This window comes from Escherichia sp. E.sYA108, assembly GCF_011754335.1.
Classification (GTDB): domain Bacteria; phylum Pseudomonadota; class Gammaproteobacteria; order Enterobacterales; family Enterobacteriaceae; genus Escherichia; species Escherichia coli.
Genome location: NZ_JAAQVZ010000001.1, coordinates 1721232 through 1736986, shown reverse-complemented (window position 1 = coordinate 1736986; position 15755 = coordinate 1721232). Strand labels below are relative to the sequence as shown.

At 51.0% G+C, this 15755-nt stretch carries 13 protein-coding genes and 1 tRNA gene; 10 read left to right on the top strand and 4 right to left on the bottom strand.

Going from position 1 to position 15755, the window contains the following annotated elements; translation table 11 throughout:
* Nucleotides 1-84: 84 nt before the first annotated feature.
* From HBM92_RS08195 to yejF, 5 genes are all read left to right on the top strand, one after another.
* Nucleotides 85-1641 carry a cyclic di-GMP phosphodiesterase gene (locus HBM92_RS08195; protein WP_000470565.1) on the top strand — a complete coding sequence of 519 codons (1557 nt, stop codon included), beginning with the start codon at nt 85-87 and terminating at the stop codon, nt 1639-1641.
* An 81-nt stretch (nt 1642-1722) separates the two neighbouring features.
* On the top strand, nt 1723-3537 hold the full coding sequence (locus HBM92_RS08190) for an extracellular solute-binding protein (protein ID WP_001305178.1): 1815 nt from the start codon (nt 1723-1725) through the stop codon (nt 3535-3537).
* Complete coding sequence (locus HBM92_RS08185) at nt 3538-4632, top strand: microcin C ABC transporter permease YejB (protein ID WP_000501612.1); 1095 nt, start codon at nt 3538-3540, stop codon at nt 4630-4632.
* Nucleotides 4632-5657, top strand: a complete 1026-nt coding sequence (locus HBM92_RS08180; RefSeq protein WP_000088916.1) for an ABC transporter permease — start codon at nt 4632-4634, stop codon at nt 5655-5657. Before HBM92_RS08185 ends, HBM92_RS08180 begins: the two co-directional genes overlap by 1 nt.
* 1 nt (nt 5658) lies before the next feature.
* Nucleotides 5659-7248 carry a microcin C ABC transporter ATP-binding protein YejF gene (gene yejF, locus HBM92_RS08175; protein WP_000194892.1) on the top strand — a complete coding sequence of 530 codons (1590 nt, stop codon included), beginning with the start codon at nt 5659-5661 and terminating at the stop codon, nt 7246-7248.
* A gap of 3 nt (nt 7249-7251) precedes the next feature.
* On the opposite strand, the gene HBM92_RS08170 is transcribed toward yejF, so the two are convergent.
* From HBM92_RS08170 to rsuA, 3 genes are all read right to left on the bottom strand, one after another.
* Entirely contained in the window at nt 7252-7596 is a 345-nt protein-coding gene (locus HBM92_RS08170) for a YejG family protein (RefSeq protein ID WP_000202798.1), read from the bottom strand.
* A 333-nt stretch (nt 7597-7929) separates the two neighbouring features.
* On the bottom strand, nt 7930-9120 hold the full coding sequence (gene bcr, locus HBM92_RS08165) for a multidrug efflux MFS transporter Bcr (protein WP_000213368.1): 1191 nt from the start codon (nt 9118-9120) through the stop codon (nt 7930-7932).
* 27 nt (nt 9121-9147) lie between these two features.
* Nucleotides 9148-9843 (bottom strand): 16S rRNA pseudouridine(516) synthase RsuA, encoded by a 696-nt coding sequence (gene rsuA, locus HBM92_RS08160; RefSeq protein ID WP_001234850.1) that lies wholly within the window; start codon nt 9841-9843, stop codon nt 9148-9150.
* 149 nt (nt 9844-9992) lie between these two features.
* Here rsuA and HBM92_RS08155 point away from each other — a divergent pair, with 149 nt between their 5' ends.
* The gene (locus HBM92_RS08155; protein WP_000578103.1) at nt 9993-11753 is read left to right on the top strand and encodes a DEAD/DEAH box helicase; all 1761 of its coding nucleotides are present in this window, start codon (nt 9993-9995) and stop codon (nt 11751-11753) included.
* Between the two features lie 124 nt (nt 11754-11877).
* On the top strand, nt 11878-12162 hold the full coding sequence (gene rplY, locus HBM92_RS08150) for a 50S ribosomal protein L25 (protein ID WP_000494186.1): 285 nt from the start codon (nt 11878-11880) through the stop codon (nt 12160-12162).
* A gap of 138 nt (nt 12163-12300) precedes the next feature.
* On the opposite strand, the gene yejK is transcribed toward rplY, so the two are convergent.
* Nucleotides 12301-13308 (bottom strand): nucleoid-associated protein YejK, encoded by a 1008-nt coding sequence (yejK, locus tag HBM92_RS08145; protein WP_000050789.1) that lies wholly within the window; start codon nt 13306-13308, stop codon nt 12301-12303.
* A gap of 181 nt (nt 13309-13489) precedes the next feature.
* On the opposite strand from yejK, the gene HBM92_RS08140 reads away from it, so the two are divergent.
* The 3 genes from HBM92_RS08140 to HBM92_RS08130 all read left to right on the top strand — a co-directional run bounded on the left by HBM92_RS08140 (nt 13490) and on the right by HBM92_RS08130 (nt 15648).
* The gene (locus HBM92_RS08140) at nt 13490-13717 is read left to right on the top strand and encodes a YejL family protein (protein WP_001135667.1); all 228 of its coding nucleotides are present in this window, start codon (nt 13490-13492) and stop codon (nt 13715-13717) included.
* Nucleotides 13718-13736: 19 nt separating this feature from the next.
* Nucleotides 13737-15497: an LPS biosynthesis-modulating metalloenzyme YejM gene (gene yejM, locus HBM92_RS08135; RefSeq protein ID WP_000256203.1), complete on the top strand. Its 1761-nt coding sequence runs from the start codon at nt 13737-13739 to the stop codon at nt 15495-15497.
* A gap of 74 nt (nt 15498-15571) precedes the next feature.
* A tRNA-Pro gene (locus HBM92_RS08130) sits at nt 15572-15648 on the top strand.
* The last annotated feature ends 107 nt before the right edge of the window (nt 15649-15755 follow it).

Below are 15755 nucleotides of genomic sequence, written 5' to 3'. Positions count from 1 at the left end.
ATGTTTCCGCGTCTTGATCCAGGCTATAGTCCGGTCATTGTTATCTTTTAAATGTTGTCGTAATTTCAGGAAATTAACGGAATCATGTTTATACGCGCTCCCAATTCTGGACGTAAGCTCCTGCTTACCTGCATTGTTGCAGGCGTGATGATTGCGATACTGGTGAGCTGCCTTCAGTTTTTAGTGGCCTGGCATAAGCACGAAGCCAAATACGACACACTGATTACCGACGTACAAAAGTATCTCGATACCTATTTTGCCGACCTTAAATCCACTACTGATCGGCTCCAGCCGCTGACCTTAGATACCTGCCAGCAGGCTAACCCCGAACTGACCGCCCGCGCGGCGTTTAGCATGAATGTTCGTACGTTTGTGCTGGTAAAAGATAAAAAAACATTCTGTTCATCTGCGACCGGTGAGATGGACATTCCACTCAATGAATTGATTCCGGCGCTCGACATTAATAAAAACGTCGATATGGCGATCTTACCCGGCACGCCGATGGTGCCGAACAAACCCGCAATCGTCATCTGGTATCGCAACCCTTTGCTGAAAAATAGCGGCGTGTTTGCCGCTCTGAATCTCAACCTGACGCCTTCACTCTTTTATAGTTCACGGCAGGAAGATTACGATGGCCTAGCCCTCATTATTGGTAATACTGCGCTATCTACCTTTTCTTCACGTTTGATGAACGTTAATGAATTAACCGACATGCCGGTCCGTGAAACTAAAATTGCGGGCATTCCTTTGACCGTTCGGCTTTATGCAGATGACTGGACATGGAACGATGTGTGGTACGCATTTTTACTGGGTGGCATGAGTGGAACTTTCGTTGGACTTCTCTGCTATTACCTGATGAGTGTGCGTATGCGCCCAGGCAGAGAAATCATGACCGCCATCAAGCGCGAACAATTTTACGTGGTGTATCAACCGGTGGTTGATACACAAGCTTTGCGGGTAACGGGCCTGGAAGTACTGCTACGCTGGCGACATCCAGTAGCAGGTGAAATCCCCCCGGATGCCTTCATTAACTTTGCCGAAGCGCAAAAGATGATTGTGCCACTGACTCAGCACCTGTTTGAGTTGATTGCCCGCGATGCCGCAGAATTAGAAAAAGTACTGCCGGTAGGCGTCAAATTTGGCATTAACATTGCGCCAGCCCACTTGCACAGCGAAAGCTTTAAAGCGGATATCCAGAAACTGCTCACTTCCCTGCCCGCACACCATTTCCAGATTGTGCTGGAAATTACCGAGCGCGATATGCTGAAAGAGCGAGAAGCCACACAACTCTTCGCCTGGCTGCATTCGGTCGGCGTAGAAATTGCTATTGATGACTTCGGCACCGGGCACAGCGCGCTTATCTATCTTGAGCGTTTTACGCTCGATTATCTGAAAATTGATCGTGGATTTATCAACGCCATCGGTACGGAAACGATCACTTCACCCGTACTTGACGCGGTGCTGACGCTGGCGAAACGTCTCAATATGCTGACAGTTGCTGAAGGGGTCGAAACGCCAGAACAGGCACGATGGCTAAGCGAACGCGGCGTTAATTTCATGCAAGGCTACTGGATTAGTCGCCCGTTACCGCTGGACGATTTTGTTCGCTGGCTGAAGAAACCGTATACGCCGCAGTGGTAAGGTGTGCTTACGTCCCTTATTATTCATAGTGAAAGCATGCCGGATTGCGGCTAATGATGAGTAAAAGGAAATCCGTTGCAGATGATTGTGCGCATACTGCTGCTGTTTATCGCTCTGTTCACCTTTGGTGCGCAGGCGCAGGCTATCAAGGAAAGCTATGCCTTTGCCGTACTGGGCGAACCCCGGTACGCATTTAATTTCAACCATTTTGATTATGTGAACCCCGCCGCGCCAAAAGGTGGGCAAATAACGTTGTCTGCCCTCGGCACCTTCGATAATTTCAACCGCTATGCACTACGCGGCAACCCGGGCGCACGCACCGAGCAGCTGTACGACACGCTATTTACGACTTCCGATGACGAACCAGGCAGTTATTACCCGCTGATTGCTGAAAGCGCACGCTATGCTGACGATTATTCCTGGGTGGAGGTCGCTATTAATCCGCGCGCCCGTTTTCATGATGGTTCGCCCATTACTGCCCGCGATGTAGAGTTTACTTTTCAAAAATTTATGACCGAAGGCGTGCCGCAATTTCGTCTGGTCTACAAAGGCACCACCGTCAAAGCCATTGCGCCGTTAACCGTGCGCATTGAGTTAGCTAAACCCGGCAAAGAAGATATGCTGAGTCTGTTTTCGCTGCCGGTATTTCCAGAAAAGTACTGGAAAGATCACAAACTTAGCGACCCGCTCGCCACGCCTCCGCTTGCCAGTGGTCCGTACCGCATTACGTCCTGGAAAATGGGGCAAAATATTGTCTATTCCCGCGTGAAAGATTACTGGGCAGCAAACTTACCGGTAAACCGTGGACGCTGGAATTTCGACACCATTCGCTACGATTATTACCTCGATGATAATGTCGCCTTTGAAGCGTTTAAAGCCGGTGCCTTTGATTTGCGTATGGAAAACGACGCCAAAAACTGGGCCACGCGCTATAGCGGTAAAAATTTCGATAAAAAATACATCATCAAAGATGAGCAAAAGAACGAATCAGCCCAGGATACGCGCTGGCTGGCGTTTAATATCCAACGTCCGATATTCAGCGATCGCCGGGTCCGGGAAGCGATCACTCTCGCCTTTGACTTTGAATGGATGAACAAGGCGTTGTTTTACAATGCCTGGAGTCGCACGAACAGTTATTTTCAGAATACCGAATATGCGGCCAGAAATTACCCCGACGCCGCGGAACTGGTGCTTCTGGCACCAATGAAAAAAGATCTACCGCCAGAAGTCTTCACGCAAATCTACCAGCCGCCGGTATCCAAAGGCGATGGCTACGATCGTGACAACCTGTTAAAAGCCGACAAACTTCTCAACGAAGCAGGCTGGGTGCTGAAGGGTCAGCAACGCGTTAATGTCACAACGGGTCAGCCACTCAGCTTTGAATTATTGCTTCCCGCAAGCAGCAATAGTCAGTGGGTATTGCCGTTCCAGCACAGCCTGCAACGGCTGGGTATCAACATGGACATTCGCAAGGTGGATAACTCGCAAATCACCAACCGCATGCGCAGTCGCGACTATGACATGATGCCGCGCGTATGGCGGGCGATGCCGTGGCCCAGTTCCGATTTACAAATTTCCTGGTCATCGGAATATATCAATTCCACTTATAATGCCCCCGGCGTGCAAAGCCCGGTTATCGACTCGCTGATCAACCAAATTATTGCCGCGCAGGGAAATAAAGAAAAATTACTGCCGTTGGGACGAGCACTGGATCGCGTATTAACGTGGAATTATTACATGCTGCCAATGTGGTACATGGCGGAAGACCGTCTCGCCTGGTGGGATAAATTCTCCCAACCCGCTGTACGCCCTGTTTACAGCCTGGGTATTGATACCTGGTGGTATGACGTTAATAAAGCGACGAAACTGCCGTCAGCCAGACAACAGGGAGAGTAGATGGGCGCTTATCTGATTCGCCGTCTGTTGCTGGTGATCCCAACGTTATGGGCGATTATCACTATCAACTTTTTCATCGTGCAAATTGCGCCTGGCGGTCCGGTCGACCAGGCCATCGCCGCCATTGAGTTTGGTAATGCCGGAGTATTACCCGGCGCAGGCGGTGAAGGTGTTCGCGCCAGCCATGCGCAAACGGGCGTCGGCAATATCAGCGACAGTAATTACCGTGGCGGACGCGGATTAGATCCAGAAGTGATCGCCGAGATCACTCATCGCTACGGTTTCAATAAGCCGATCCACGAACGTTACTTCAAAATGCTCTGGGACTACATCCGTTTTGATTTTGGCGACAGCCTTTTTCGCAGCGCCTCGGTGCTGACGCTGATTAAAGACAGTCTGCCGGTCTCCATCACCCTCGGATTGTGGAGCACGCTGATTATCTATCTGGTGTCGATTCCGTTAGGCATTCGCAAAGCTGTTTATAATGGGAGCCGTTTTGACGTCTGGAGTAGTGCATTTATCATCATCGGCTACGCCATTCCGGCCTTTTTGTTTGCCATCCTGCTGATTGTCTTCTTCGCGGGCGGCAGCTATTTCGATCTGTTCCCTCTGCGCGGCCTGGTTTCCGCTAACTTTGATTCGCTGCCGTGGTATCAGAAAATCACCGATTATCTGTGGCATATCACGCTGCCGGTGCTGGCGACAGTGATTGGCGGCTTTGCGGCTCTGACCATGCTGACAAAAAACTCATTCCTTGATGAAGTGCGTAAGCAATACGTGGTGACGGCACGTGCGAAAGGGGTAAGTGAAAAAAATATTCTCTGGAAACATGTGTTCCGCAACGCCATGCTGCTGGTGATTGCCGGTTTTCCGGCGACGTTTATCAGCATGTTTTTTACCGGCTCGCTGCTGATTGAGGTGATGTTTTCACTCAATGGTCTTGGCTTACTGGGCTACGAAGCGACCGTCTCGCGCGATTATCCTGTAATGTTTGGTACCTTGTATATTTTCACCCTGATTGGCCTGCTGCTGAATATTGTCAGTGATATCAGCTATACGCTGGTCGATCCGCGTATAGATTTTGAGGGACGTTAATGTCGCGACTCAGCCCCGTCAATCAGGCCCGTTGGGCGCGTTTTCGCCATAACCGTCGCGGCTACTGGTCGTTATGGATTTTCCTCGTCTTGTTTGGTTTGAGTTTGTGTTCTGAACTTATCGCCAACGATAAACCGTTGCTGGTGCGTTATGACGGCAGTTGGTATTTCCCGTTGTTGAAAAACTACAGCGAAAGCGATTTTGGCGGCCCGCTGGCAAGTCAGGCTGATTATCAGGACCCGTGGCTGAAACAACGGCTGGAAAATAACGGCTGGGTACTGTGGGCACCGATTCGCTTTGGTGCTACCAGTATCAACTTTGCTACCGATAAGCCCTTCCCTTCTCCACCCTCCCGGCAAAACTGGCTGGGAACGGATGCCAATGGCGGCGATGTGCTGGCACGCATTCTCTATGGCACGCGGATCTCAGTTCTGTTTGGCCTGATGCTGACCCTCTGCTCCAGCGTGATGGGCGTGCTGGCGGGGGCGCTACAAGGCTATTACGGTGGTAAAGTCGATCTCTGGGGGCAACGTTTTATTGAAGTATGGTCGGGGATGCCGACGCTGTTTTTGATTATTTTACTTTCCAGCGTCGTACAGCCTAACTTCTGGTGGCTGTTGGCAATTACCGTCTTGTTTGGCTGGATGAGTCTGGTCGGTGTGGTGCGGGCGGAGTTTTTACGTACCCGTAATTTCGACTACATCCGCGCGGCGCAGGCGCTTGGCGTCAGCGATCGCAGTATCATCCTGCGTCATATGTTGCCAAATGCCATGGTCGCTACCCTCACTTTTTTACCGTTTATTTTATGTAGTTCGATAACCACCCTGACCTCACTCGATTTCCTCGGCTTCGGTCTGCCGCTCGGTTCACCGTCACTCGGTGAACTGCTGTTACAAGGGAAAAATAACCTTCAGGCCCCGTGGCTTGGGATCACCGCCTTCTTATCGGTGGCGATATTGTTGTCTTTGTTGATCTTTATTGGTGAAGCCGTCCGCGACGCATTTGATCCTAATAAGGCGGTGTAGCATGACGCAAACTCTGTTAGCGATTGAAAATTTGTCGGTGGGTTTTCGCCATCAGCAAACCGTACGTACAGTAGTCAATGATGTTTCACTACAGATTGCGGCTGGCGAAACGCTGGCGCTGGTAGGTGAGTCTGGTTCAGGTAAGAGCGTTACCGCGCTGTCAATTTTACGCCTGCTCCCTTGCCCGCCGGTTGAATATCTCTCCGGCGATATTCGTTTTCATGGCGAATCGCTGCTTCATGCCAGCGATCAAACGTTGCGCGGTGTACGCGGTAATAAGATCGCCATGATTTTTCAGGAGCCGATGGTGTCGTTAAATCCATTACATACCCTGGAAAAACAGCTTTATGAAGTACTTTCACTCCACCGCGGGATGCGTCGGGAAGCGGCTCGTGGCGAAATTCTTAACTGCCTTGATCGCGTCGGTATCCGCCAGGCGGCAAAACGGCTGACAGATTATCCGCATCAGCTCTCCGGCGGCGAACGCCAGCGGGTGATGATTGCGATGGCGCTGTTAACGCGACCGGAATTATTAATTGCCGATGAACCAACCACCGCGCTGGACGTCTCTGTCCAGGCGCAGATTTTACAGCTGTTGCGCGAACTGCAAGGCGAGCTGAATATGGGTATGCTGTTTATTACTCATAACCTCAGCATTGTCAGAAAACTGGCCCACCGCGTGGCGGTAATGCAAAACGGTCGCTGTGTCGAGAAAAATAACGCCGCTACGCTATTTGCCTCACCCACTCATCCTTACACACAAAAGCTACTCAACAGTGAACCATCTGGCGACCCGGTGCCATTGCCAGAACCCGCCTCAACGTTGCTAGATGTTGAACAGCTTCAGGTTGCCTTCCCCATCCGCAAAGGGATTTTGAAGCGCATTGTGGATCATAATGTGGTGGTGAAAAACATCAGTTTTACGCTACGGGCGGGTGAAACACTGGGTTTAGTGGGCGAGTCCGGTTCCGGGAAAAGCACGACGGGACTGGCGCTGCTGCGACTGATTAATTCTCATGGCAGCATCGTCTTTGACGGTCAGCCACTGCAAAATTTAAATCGCCGCCAGCTGTTACCTATTCGTCATCGCATTCAGGTGGTATTTCAGGATCCAAACTCCTCACTCAACCCACGACTCAACGTTTTGCAAATTATTGAGGAAGGCTTACGGGTTCACCAGCCGACGCTTTCTGCCGCACAACGCGAACAACAAGTGATAGCCGTGATGCATGAAGTGGGATTAGATCCTGAAACACGCCACCGTTATCCGGCGGAGTTCTCTGGTGGTCAGCGGCAACGTATTGCGATTGCCAGGGCGTTAATTCTTAAGCCCTCGCTGATCATTCTTGATGAACCAACATCATCACTCGACAAAACGGTGCAGGCGCAAATATTGACGCTATTGAAATCATTGCAACAAAAGCATCAACTGGCCTATTTGTTTATCAGCCACGATTTGCACGTTGTCCGCGCGTTATGTCATCAGGTTATCGTACTGCGACAAGGGGAAGTAGTGGAACAAGGACCGTGCGCGCGCGTGTTTGCCGCACCGCAGCAGGAGTATACGCGTCAGCTACTGGCGTTGAGCTGACGCTTAAAAAGGATTGTAGTTTGAAAAGGGTTCGGCAATTGCCACACCAAAATTTTTCAATCGGCATGTTGCAGCAAATTCGTCCTGGCGATTTACAAACAGGCACGGCTCACCTTCACACTCCAGCACCGAACATGGAACTTCGATGTCGCTTAACGCCTGGCTTAGTTTGTACATCACCGACCATGCATTATCACCATCCGGGCTAAGCAATTTAAGCGCCACCAGGCTGTTGTCACCGCACGGTCCATTTTGCGGAATCGGTTCAACCTTCGAACCTGCGAAACCAGCAGACCAGCGATAGTTCTGCGGCAGTCGATGGACGATTGAGAGTTGTAATGAAGTCACTTATTTTCCCCGGAAGTACATTTTACTTCACAATTTGTTTACATCAATTTTAACACATCATCAACAATCCGTCTTTATACAGATCGTAAAGATTGATGCCTCGCCTGCGTGGCCTCTATGGCTCTGATTTAAATAATATCTGCGGGCGTGGTCACGTTTGCGGGGCTATATGTACCCGTTTCTGCGATCTAACTCAACCTTTTTAACTACAATGATGTGACTTTTTACATAAATTGATTTTACATAAAATAAACATATATCGGGGGAATGATAGATTTGTGGTTGACATGCATCAACAAAGGAAGCCTTTTAGCTTCCTCGTTGTGCAATAGATCACCGTTTTTTCGGCCGACTGGCGTACAAACAGAAGAGAATGGAGCTGGTTGCGCAGAATGCAATTGACCAAATCATCGGCCATGCAGAGTTAAAGGTCGCAAGAGAAAGTAATGCGCCAACAATTGCCCCTATGCCGAAACGGAAGGTTCCTGCCAGCGAAGATGCCGTTCCCGCCATATGGGGAAACTCATCAAGAATGACCGCCATCGCATTGGATGACACCATCGACACGCAGCCCACAAACGCCGCAACGCCAACCACCAGCGACCAGAATCCCAGCCCCAGCAGTGCACTGATGACCATCCACGCTGCCATAATAAACTGTATCCACAACCCCGAGCGGAACATATTTAACGCGCCAATACGGCGGACGAAGCGGCTGTTAAAGATGGTCATCACGAACAGAAAAAGAATGTTTAGCGCAAAGTAATAACCAAAGTTTTCCGGCGCGACGTGGTTGATTTCAATGTAGACAAACGGTCCGGCGCTTAAGAATGAGAACATCCCGGCAAAGCTGAAACCGCTGGCCAGCATATAACTCAGGACACGCTTATGACGGAACAGCGCCGCAAAGTTACCAATAGTGGTACGAATGTGAAAAGGCTGGCGACGCTCCGGCGGTAAGGTTTCTTTGATCAGAAAGAAGATCATTGCCGAAGCCAGAATCGCCGCCACGGCGAGGATCCAGAAGATGTAATGCCAGCTCAGCCACACCAGCACCCAGCCGCCAACTATCGGTGCCATCAGCGGTGCAATGGTCGTCACCAGCATGACAAACGACATCATTCGCGAGAACTCTTCTTTCGGGTAGATATCACGCATCAAAGCGTTGATAACCACGCTGGCCGCAGCCGCAGCCAGCCCGTGGAAGAAACGCATCACAATCAGCTGATCGATGGTGTTTGCCAACGCACACGCCACCGCGGCGGCGGCAAACACCAGCGTACCGCCGAGCACCACCGGCTTACGCCCGAAGCTGTCTGCCATCGGCCCGTAGATTAACTGCCCCAACGCAAAGCCCAGAATATAAGTACTCAGGGTCATCTGCGTACTGCCCGCCGGTACACCAAACTGCGCTGAAATTACCGGTAGCGCAGGCAGATACATATCAATCGACAGCGGCATCAACATGGCCAGCAGGCCAAGGATAAAAACAATAGCAAACGACGAATGCTGTCGGGTGGTCACAACGGGCTCCTGAAAGTCATTGAAAAGTTAGACGACGCTGGCAATTTCTTCTTCAGTTAACGGACGATATTCACCGGGGGCTAAATCAGCATCCAGCGTAATGCCGCCAATACGTTCACGATGCAGCTCAACCACATGGTTACCCACGGCGGCGAACATGCGTTTCACCTGATGATAACGCCCTTCGCTGATGGTCAGACGAACCTGCGTTGGGGTAATCACTTCCAGCACCGCCGGCTTAGTGAGATCTTTTTCGTTATGCAGCTGCACGCCTTTAGCAAATTGCTCTGCCGTATCGTCAGCTACGGGTGATTCCAGCGTTACCAGATAGGTCTTCTCGCAATGATGGCGCGGGGAAGTAATGCGGTGCGACCACTGACCATCATCTGTCATTAGTACCAGACCGGTGGTATCGATATCCAGACGCCCTGCAGCGTGCAGTTTCCACGCTACCGGTTCATCAAGAAAATAGAGCACCGTTGGGTGATCCGGGTCGTCCGTGGAGCAAACATAGCCCTGAGGCTTATTGAGCATGAAGTAACGTGGACCGTGTTGCTGCGCCAGCGGGTTGCCATCGTAAGCGACATCATGTTCAGGGAGCAGTTTGAACGCTGCATTACGGACGATTTCGCCATCGACGGTGACACGATTGCCGCGGATTTCACGCCCGGCAATAGCACGGCTAACGCCGAGTTGCTGTGCGATAAATTTATCAAGTCGCATGTGTGTGATTTTGCCTGTAAAAAACGGAGGTCGGGTAATGACCCGAAAATCTGAACTGTTGTCTGCCCAGTATAGCGGTCTAATAACTTCCCTCAAGGGAAAAAGATCCGTGGCATACTATTAGCAGAATAATCTACCTACGCGAGACCATGATTTTTACACTCCGCCCATATCAGCAAGAAGCCGTGGATGCCACGCTCAACCATTTTCGTCGTCATAAAACCCCTGCCGTAATCGTGCTGCCCACCGGTGCAGGTAAAAGCCTGGTGATAGCGGAACTGGCGCGGCTGGCGCGTGGTCGCGTGCTGGTGTTGGCACACGTTAAAGAACTGGTGGCACAAAACCATGAAAAATATCAGGCGCTGGGGCTGGAAGCCGATATTTTTGCCGCCGGGCTAAAGCGCAAAGAGAGCCACGGTAAAGTTGTATTTGGCAGCGTGCAGTCGGTCACCCGTAATCTTGATGCCTTTCAGGGTGAATTTTCGCTGTTGATTGTCGATGAATGCCACCGTATTGGTGACGATGAAGAGAGCCAGTATCAGCAAATCCTCACTCACCTGACCAAAGTGAATCCCCACTTACGCCTGCTGGGGCTGACTGCCACGCCTTTTCGACTGGGCAAAGGCTGGATTTATCAGTTCCATTATCACGGCATGGTACGCGGCGATGAGAAAGCCCTTTTCCGTGACTGCATTTATGAGCTGCCGCTGCGTTATATGATTAAACACGGCTATCTGACGCCGCCAGAACGGCTGGATATGCCAGTCGTGCAATACGATTTCAGCCGCTTGCAGGCACAGAGTAACGGACTGTTCAGCGAAGCCGATCTCAACCGCGAGCTGAAAAAACAGCAACGCATTACGCCACACATCATCAGCCAAATCATGGAGTTTGCTGCAACGCGCAAAGGGGTGATGATTTTCGCCGCGACGGTCGAACACGCAAAAGAGATTGTGGGATTACTGCCTGCCGAAGATGCAGCACTGATTACTGGCGACACACCCGGCTCTGAGCGCGATGTGTTAATTGATGATTTTAAAGCCCAGCGTTTTCGCTATCTGGTCAACGTCGCGGTACTGACCACCGGATTTGACGCCCCGCACGTCGATCTTATCGCCATTCTGCGCCCTACCGAATCAGTGAGTCTTTACCAACAAATTGTCGGGCGCGGTCTGCGCCTGGCCCCCGGCAAGACTGATTGCTTAATTCTTGATTATGCGGGTAACCCTCACGATCTCTACGCGCCGGAAGTTGGTACACCGAAAGGCAAAAGTGACAACGTTCCGGTACAGGTTTTCTGCCCTGCCTGCGGTTTTGCCAACACCTTTTGGGGGAAAACGACCGCCGACGGGACATTGATTGAACACTTTGGTCGTCGCTGTCAGGGATGGTTTGAAGATGACGACGGACATCGCGAACAGTGTGACTTCCGTTTCCGTTTTAAAAATTGCCCGCAATGTAACGCAGAAAATGATATTGCCGCTCGCCGCTGCCGCGAATGTGACACGGTACTGGTTGATCCGGATGATATGTTAAAAGCGGCGCTACGACTGAAAGACGCGCTGGTATTACGCTGTAGCGGCATGTCTTTGCAGCATGGACACGACGAGAAAGGCGAATGGTTGAAAATCACCTATTACGATGAAGACGGCGCGGATGTGAGTGAGCGTTTCCGTCTGCAAACGCCCGCCCAGCGTACCGCCTTCGAGCAGCTTTTTATCCGCCCGCATACGCGCACACCGGGCATCCCTCTGCGCTGGATCACCGCCGCCGATATCCTCGCCCAGCAAGCATTACTGCGACACCCGGATTTTGTCGTCGCCCGCATGAAAGGTCAGTACTGGCAAGTGCGTGAAAAAGTGTTCGATTACGAAGGTCGTTTTCGTCGGGCGCACGAATTACGCGGTTAATGGTAGTTTTGATTGATGTATAAGGCGATTGAGTATAGAATCTCGCCCGCTTTTGCATACGCAAAGCAGATCACTTACCTGTTGCTGGGTCGCCTGTAGCAGGATTAATTTAAGAGAGAAAGAAATGTTTACTATCAACGCAGAAGTACGTAAAGAGCAGGGTAAGGGTGCGAGCCGCCGCCTGCGTGCCGCTAACAAGTTCCCGGCAATCATCTACGGTGGCAAAGAAGCGCCGCTGGCTGTCGAACTGGATCACGACAAAGTCATGAACATGCAAGTTAAAGCTGAATTCTACAGCGAAGTTCTGACCATCGTTGTTGACGGTAAAGAAATCAAAGTTAAAGCTCAGGACGTACAGCGTCACCCGTACAAACCGAAGCTGCTGCACATCGACTTCGTTCGCGCTTAATTGCTGAATAAGTTGTAAAAAACCCCGCTCCGGCGGGGTTTTTTGTCTCTGCAAATTATGCCTGATTACGGTATTGCTATTTTTTGCAGGCCAGATAAGGCGTTCACGCCGCATCTGGCATTCAGAACACAAAACCGATTAATTGCCGCCAGACGTCCGGCGCTGCAATTGATCGCGCAAGTTCGGCGGCGTGCCTTTAATGGTCAGGGTATCGGTTGCTGGATCCCAGAAGATGCGTTCACCTAACAGCATCGCATCAAAGTTAATAGTCAAGCCACCGCCGCTACCGGCAAACTTCGTCAACTGACGCAGTGTGCTACGGTCTGCCGGGAAGCTCTCTTCCAGTTCGTAGCCTTTTTCAGCCGCAAACTCCGTGAAGCTCACTTCGCTGACGCCTGCCAGCTCTTTCGACAGCGATTCCAGTTCAATCTCTTCACCTGCCTGCAGCTGCTCATTACAGTAGCTATAAACCTGCTGGCGCACGTTCTGTCGCTCTGCTTTATCCAGTTGTGCTTCGGCAGTGAAATCATCGACCGCTTGCAACAGCCCACGGTTTTGCGCTTTCGCGTTTAACCCTTCGCTGGCACCGAGGAAATCCATAAAGAAATCCGCCACTTTGCGCCCTACTCGCCCTTTCAGGAAAGTGAGATAGCGGGTCGACTCTGGATTGGTTTCCCACTCGGTTAAATCGATACGCGCAACAATATCCGCATGATTGATATCAAGATAATGGGTTGGGTTGATGTCGAGATTTTCGTTAACACGCATACTGCTCAGGTTGCTCAGAACTGCCACCAGCAGATACTCCACCGCCAGATAGCGATAGTGGCAAAACAGCACGAATCCACCGTCAGCAAAAGGATATTTCGCTAATTCGTCACGCAGGCGACCGGTTGCCGCGCGGCTAAATGCCAGAAAGTCCTCTTCGCCCTGACGCTGTAAGCGCAGCGTCTGCGCCAGTTCACTCTCTTCGCTAAACAAGCCGTAAGCTTTATTTTTGGCGCTATAGACCCGATGCAGTTCTGCCACCATCTCAACGACGGTTTCCGTCGGTTCCAGCAATGAATCGCGCAACACCAGCTCAAGGTTCTGCTCATCACGCTTGATAAGCTGGTGCAGAGCAATCTGGTTGATATCCAGACTCATGATAAACTCTCCTTTAAGACCGGGCGGTATTCAACCACCGCCGGTTAAGCGACGCAATAAAAGATGGCGGTCATTTTACAGAAGGCAGCGTAACGAGAATGATTTAACGCATAAAAAAGCAGAAAAAAAACCGTTGCTACGGTAATATGTTGCCCTTTCATCAACTAACTGATTTCGATTTATGCCACAAATTTCCCGCTACAGTGATGAACAGGTTGAACAATTGCTCGCAGAGCTGCTCAACGTACTGGAAAAACATAAGGCTCCGACCGACCTTTCCCTGATGGTGTTAGGCAACATGGTCACTAACCTTATCAACACCAGCATTGCCCCGGCCCAACGCCAGGCAATTGCCAACTCTTTTGCCCGCGCCTTACAGTCCTCTATCAACGAAGACAAAGCGCACTAAGGGAAACAGATAACAGGTTATGGTAACTCATCGTCAGCGCTACCGTGAAAAAGTCTCCCAGATGGTCAGTTGGGGGCACTGGTTTGCACTGTTCAATATTCTGCTTTCGCTCGTCATTGGCAGCCGTTACCTGTTTATCGCCGACTGGCCGACAACGCTTGCTGGTCGCATTTATTCCTACGTAAGCATTATCGGTCATTTCAGCTTCCTGGTGTTCGCCACCTACTTGCTGATCCTCTTCCCGCTAACCTTTATCGTCGGCTCCCAGAGGCTGATGAGGTTTTTGTCCGTCATTCTGGCAACGGCGGGAATGACGCTATTACTGATCGACAGCGAAGTCTTTACTCGTTTCCATCTCCATCTTAATCCCATCGTCTGGCAGCTGGTTATCAACCCAGACGAAAATGAGATGGCGCGCGACTGGCAGCTAATGTTCATCAGTGTGCCGGTTATTTTATTGCTTGAACTGGTGTTTGCGACGTGGAGCTGGCAAAAGCTGCGCAGCCTGACGCGTCGTCGGCGCTTCGCGCGACCGCTGGCCGCATTCTTATTTATCGCCTTTATCGCCTCGCATGTGGTTTATATCTGGGCCGATGCCAACTTCTATCGCCCGATCACCATGCAGCGCGCTAACCTGCCGCTTTCGTACCCGATGACGGCACGACGTTTTCTTGAGAAGCATGGCCTGCTTGATGCGCAGGAGTATCAACGCCGTCTTATTGAGCAAGGCAATCCAGACGCCGTTTCCGTTCAGTATCCGTTAAGCGAACTGCGCTATCGCGATATGGGCACCGGGCAGAATGTGCTGTTGATTACTGTCGATGGCCTGAACTACTCACGCTTCGAGAAGCAGATGCCTGCGCTGGCAGGTTTTGCTGAGCAAAATATTTCGTTCACGCGCCATATGAGCTCCGGCAACACTACAGACAACGGCATCTTTGGCCTGTTCTATGGCATCTCGCCGAGCTATATGGACGGCATTCTGTCGACTCGTACGCCTGCGGCGTTAATTACTGCGCTTAATCAGCAAGGCTATCAGCTGGGGTTATTCTCATCAGATGGCTTTACCAGCCCGCTGTATCGTCAGGCATTGTTGTCAGATTTCTCGATGCCGAGTGTACGCACCCAATCCGACGAACAGACCGCCACGCAGTGGATCAACTGGCTGGGCCGCTACGCACAAGAAGATAACCGCTGGTTCTCGTGGGTCTCTTTCAATGGCACAAACATTGACGACAGCAATCAGCAGGCATTTGCACGGAAATATAGCCGGGCAGCAGGCAATGTCGATGACCAGATCAACCGCGTGCTCAATGCACTGCGTGATTCTGGCAAACTGGACAATACGGTGGTGATTATCACTGCCGGGCGGGGTATTCCGCTGAGCGAAGAGGAAGAAACCTTTGACTGGTCCCACGGTCATCTGCAGGTGCCATTAGTGATTCACTGGCCAGGCACCCCGGCGCAGCGTATTAATGCGCTGACTGATCATACCGATCTGATGACGACGCTGATGCAACGCCTGCTACATGTCAGCACACCTGCCAGCGAATATTCGCAAGGTCAGGATTTGTTCAACCCTCAACGCCGCCATTACTGGGTTACCGCCGCGGATAACGATACGCTGGCAATTACCACCCCGAAAAAGACGCTGGTGCTGAACAATAACGGTAAATACCGCACTTACAACTTACGTGGTGAAAGAGTGAAAGATGAAAAACCACAGTTAAGTTTGTTATTGCAAGTACTGACAGACGAGAAGCGTTTTATCGCTAACTGATTAATTATAAATCAGTTAGCAAAATATCTTACTTGCAATCGGTGTGGAAAACGGTAGTATTAGCAGCCACGAGTCGGCACGTAGCGCAGCCTGGTAGCGCACCGTCATGGGGTGTCGGGGGTCGGAGGTTCAAATCCTCTCGTGCCGACCAAATCGCCCACCGGATATCACCGGAAAGCACCGGATAAGACAGGGATAACCCGCTAATCACTTGATTGGCGGGTTTTTTTATGTTTTTTAGTCACCGAACATCACCGG

Excerpts from the sequence above, each read along its gene's own strand:
- HBM92_RS08195 (WP_000470565.1), top strand. The coding sequence starts at position 85 with ATGTTTATACGCGCTCCCAATTCTGGACGTAAGCTCCTGCTTACCTGC.
- HBM92_RS08190 (WP_001305178.1), top strand. The coding sequence starts at position 1,723 with ATGATTGTGCGCATACTGCTGCTGTTTATCGCTCTGTTCACCTTTGGT.
- HBM92_RS08185 (WP_000501612.1), top strand. The coding sequence starts at position 3,538 with ATGGGCGCTTATCTGATTCGCCGTCTGTTGCTGGTGATCCCAACGTTA.
- HBM92_RS08180 (WP_000088916.1), top strand. The coding sequence starts at position 4,632 with ATGTCGCGACTCAGCCCCGTCAATCAGGCCCGTTGGGCGCGTTTTCGC.
- yejF (WP_000194892.1), top strand. The coding sequence starts at position 5,659 with ATGACGCAAACTCTGTTAGCGATTGAAAATTTGTCGGTGGGTTTTCGC.
- rsuA (WP_001234850.1), bottom strand. The coding sequence starts at position 9,843 with ATGCGACTTGATAAATTTATCGCACAGCAACTCGGCGTTAGCCGTGCT.
- HBM92_RS08155 (WP_000578103.1), top strand. The coding sequence starts at position 9,993 with ATGATTTTTACACTCCGCCCATATCAGCAAGAAGCCGTGGATGCCACG.
- rplY (WP_000494186.1), top strand. The coding sequence starts at position 11,878 with ATGTTTACTATCAACGCAGAAGTACGTAAAGAGCAGGGTAAGGGTGCG.
- yejK (WP_000050789.1), bottom strand. The coding sequence starts at position 13,308 with ATGAGTCTGGATATCAACCAGATTGCTCTGCACCAGCTTATCAAGCGT.
- HBM92_RS08140 (WP_001135667.1), top strand. The coding sequence starts at position 13,490 with ATGCCACAAATTTCCCGCTACAGTGATGAACAGGTTGAACAATTGCTC.
- yejM (WP_000256203.1), top strand. The coding sequence starts at position 13,737 with ATGGTAACTCATCGTCAGCGCTACCGTGAAAAAGTCTCCCAGATGGTC.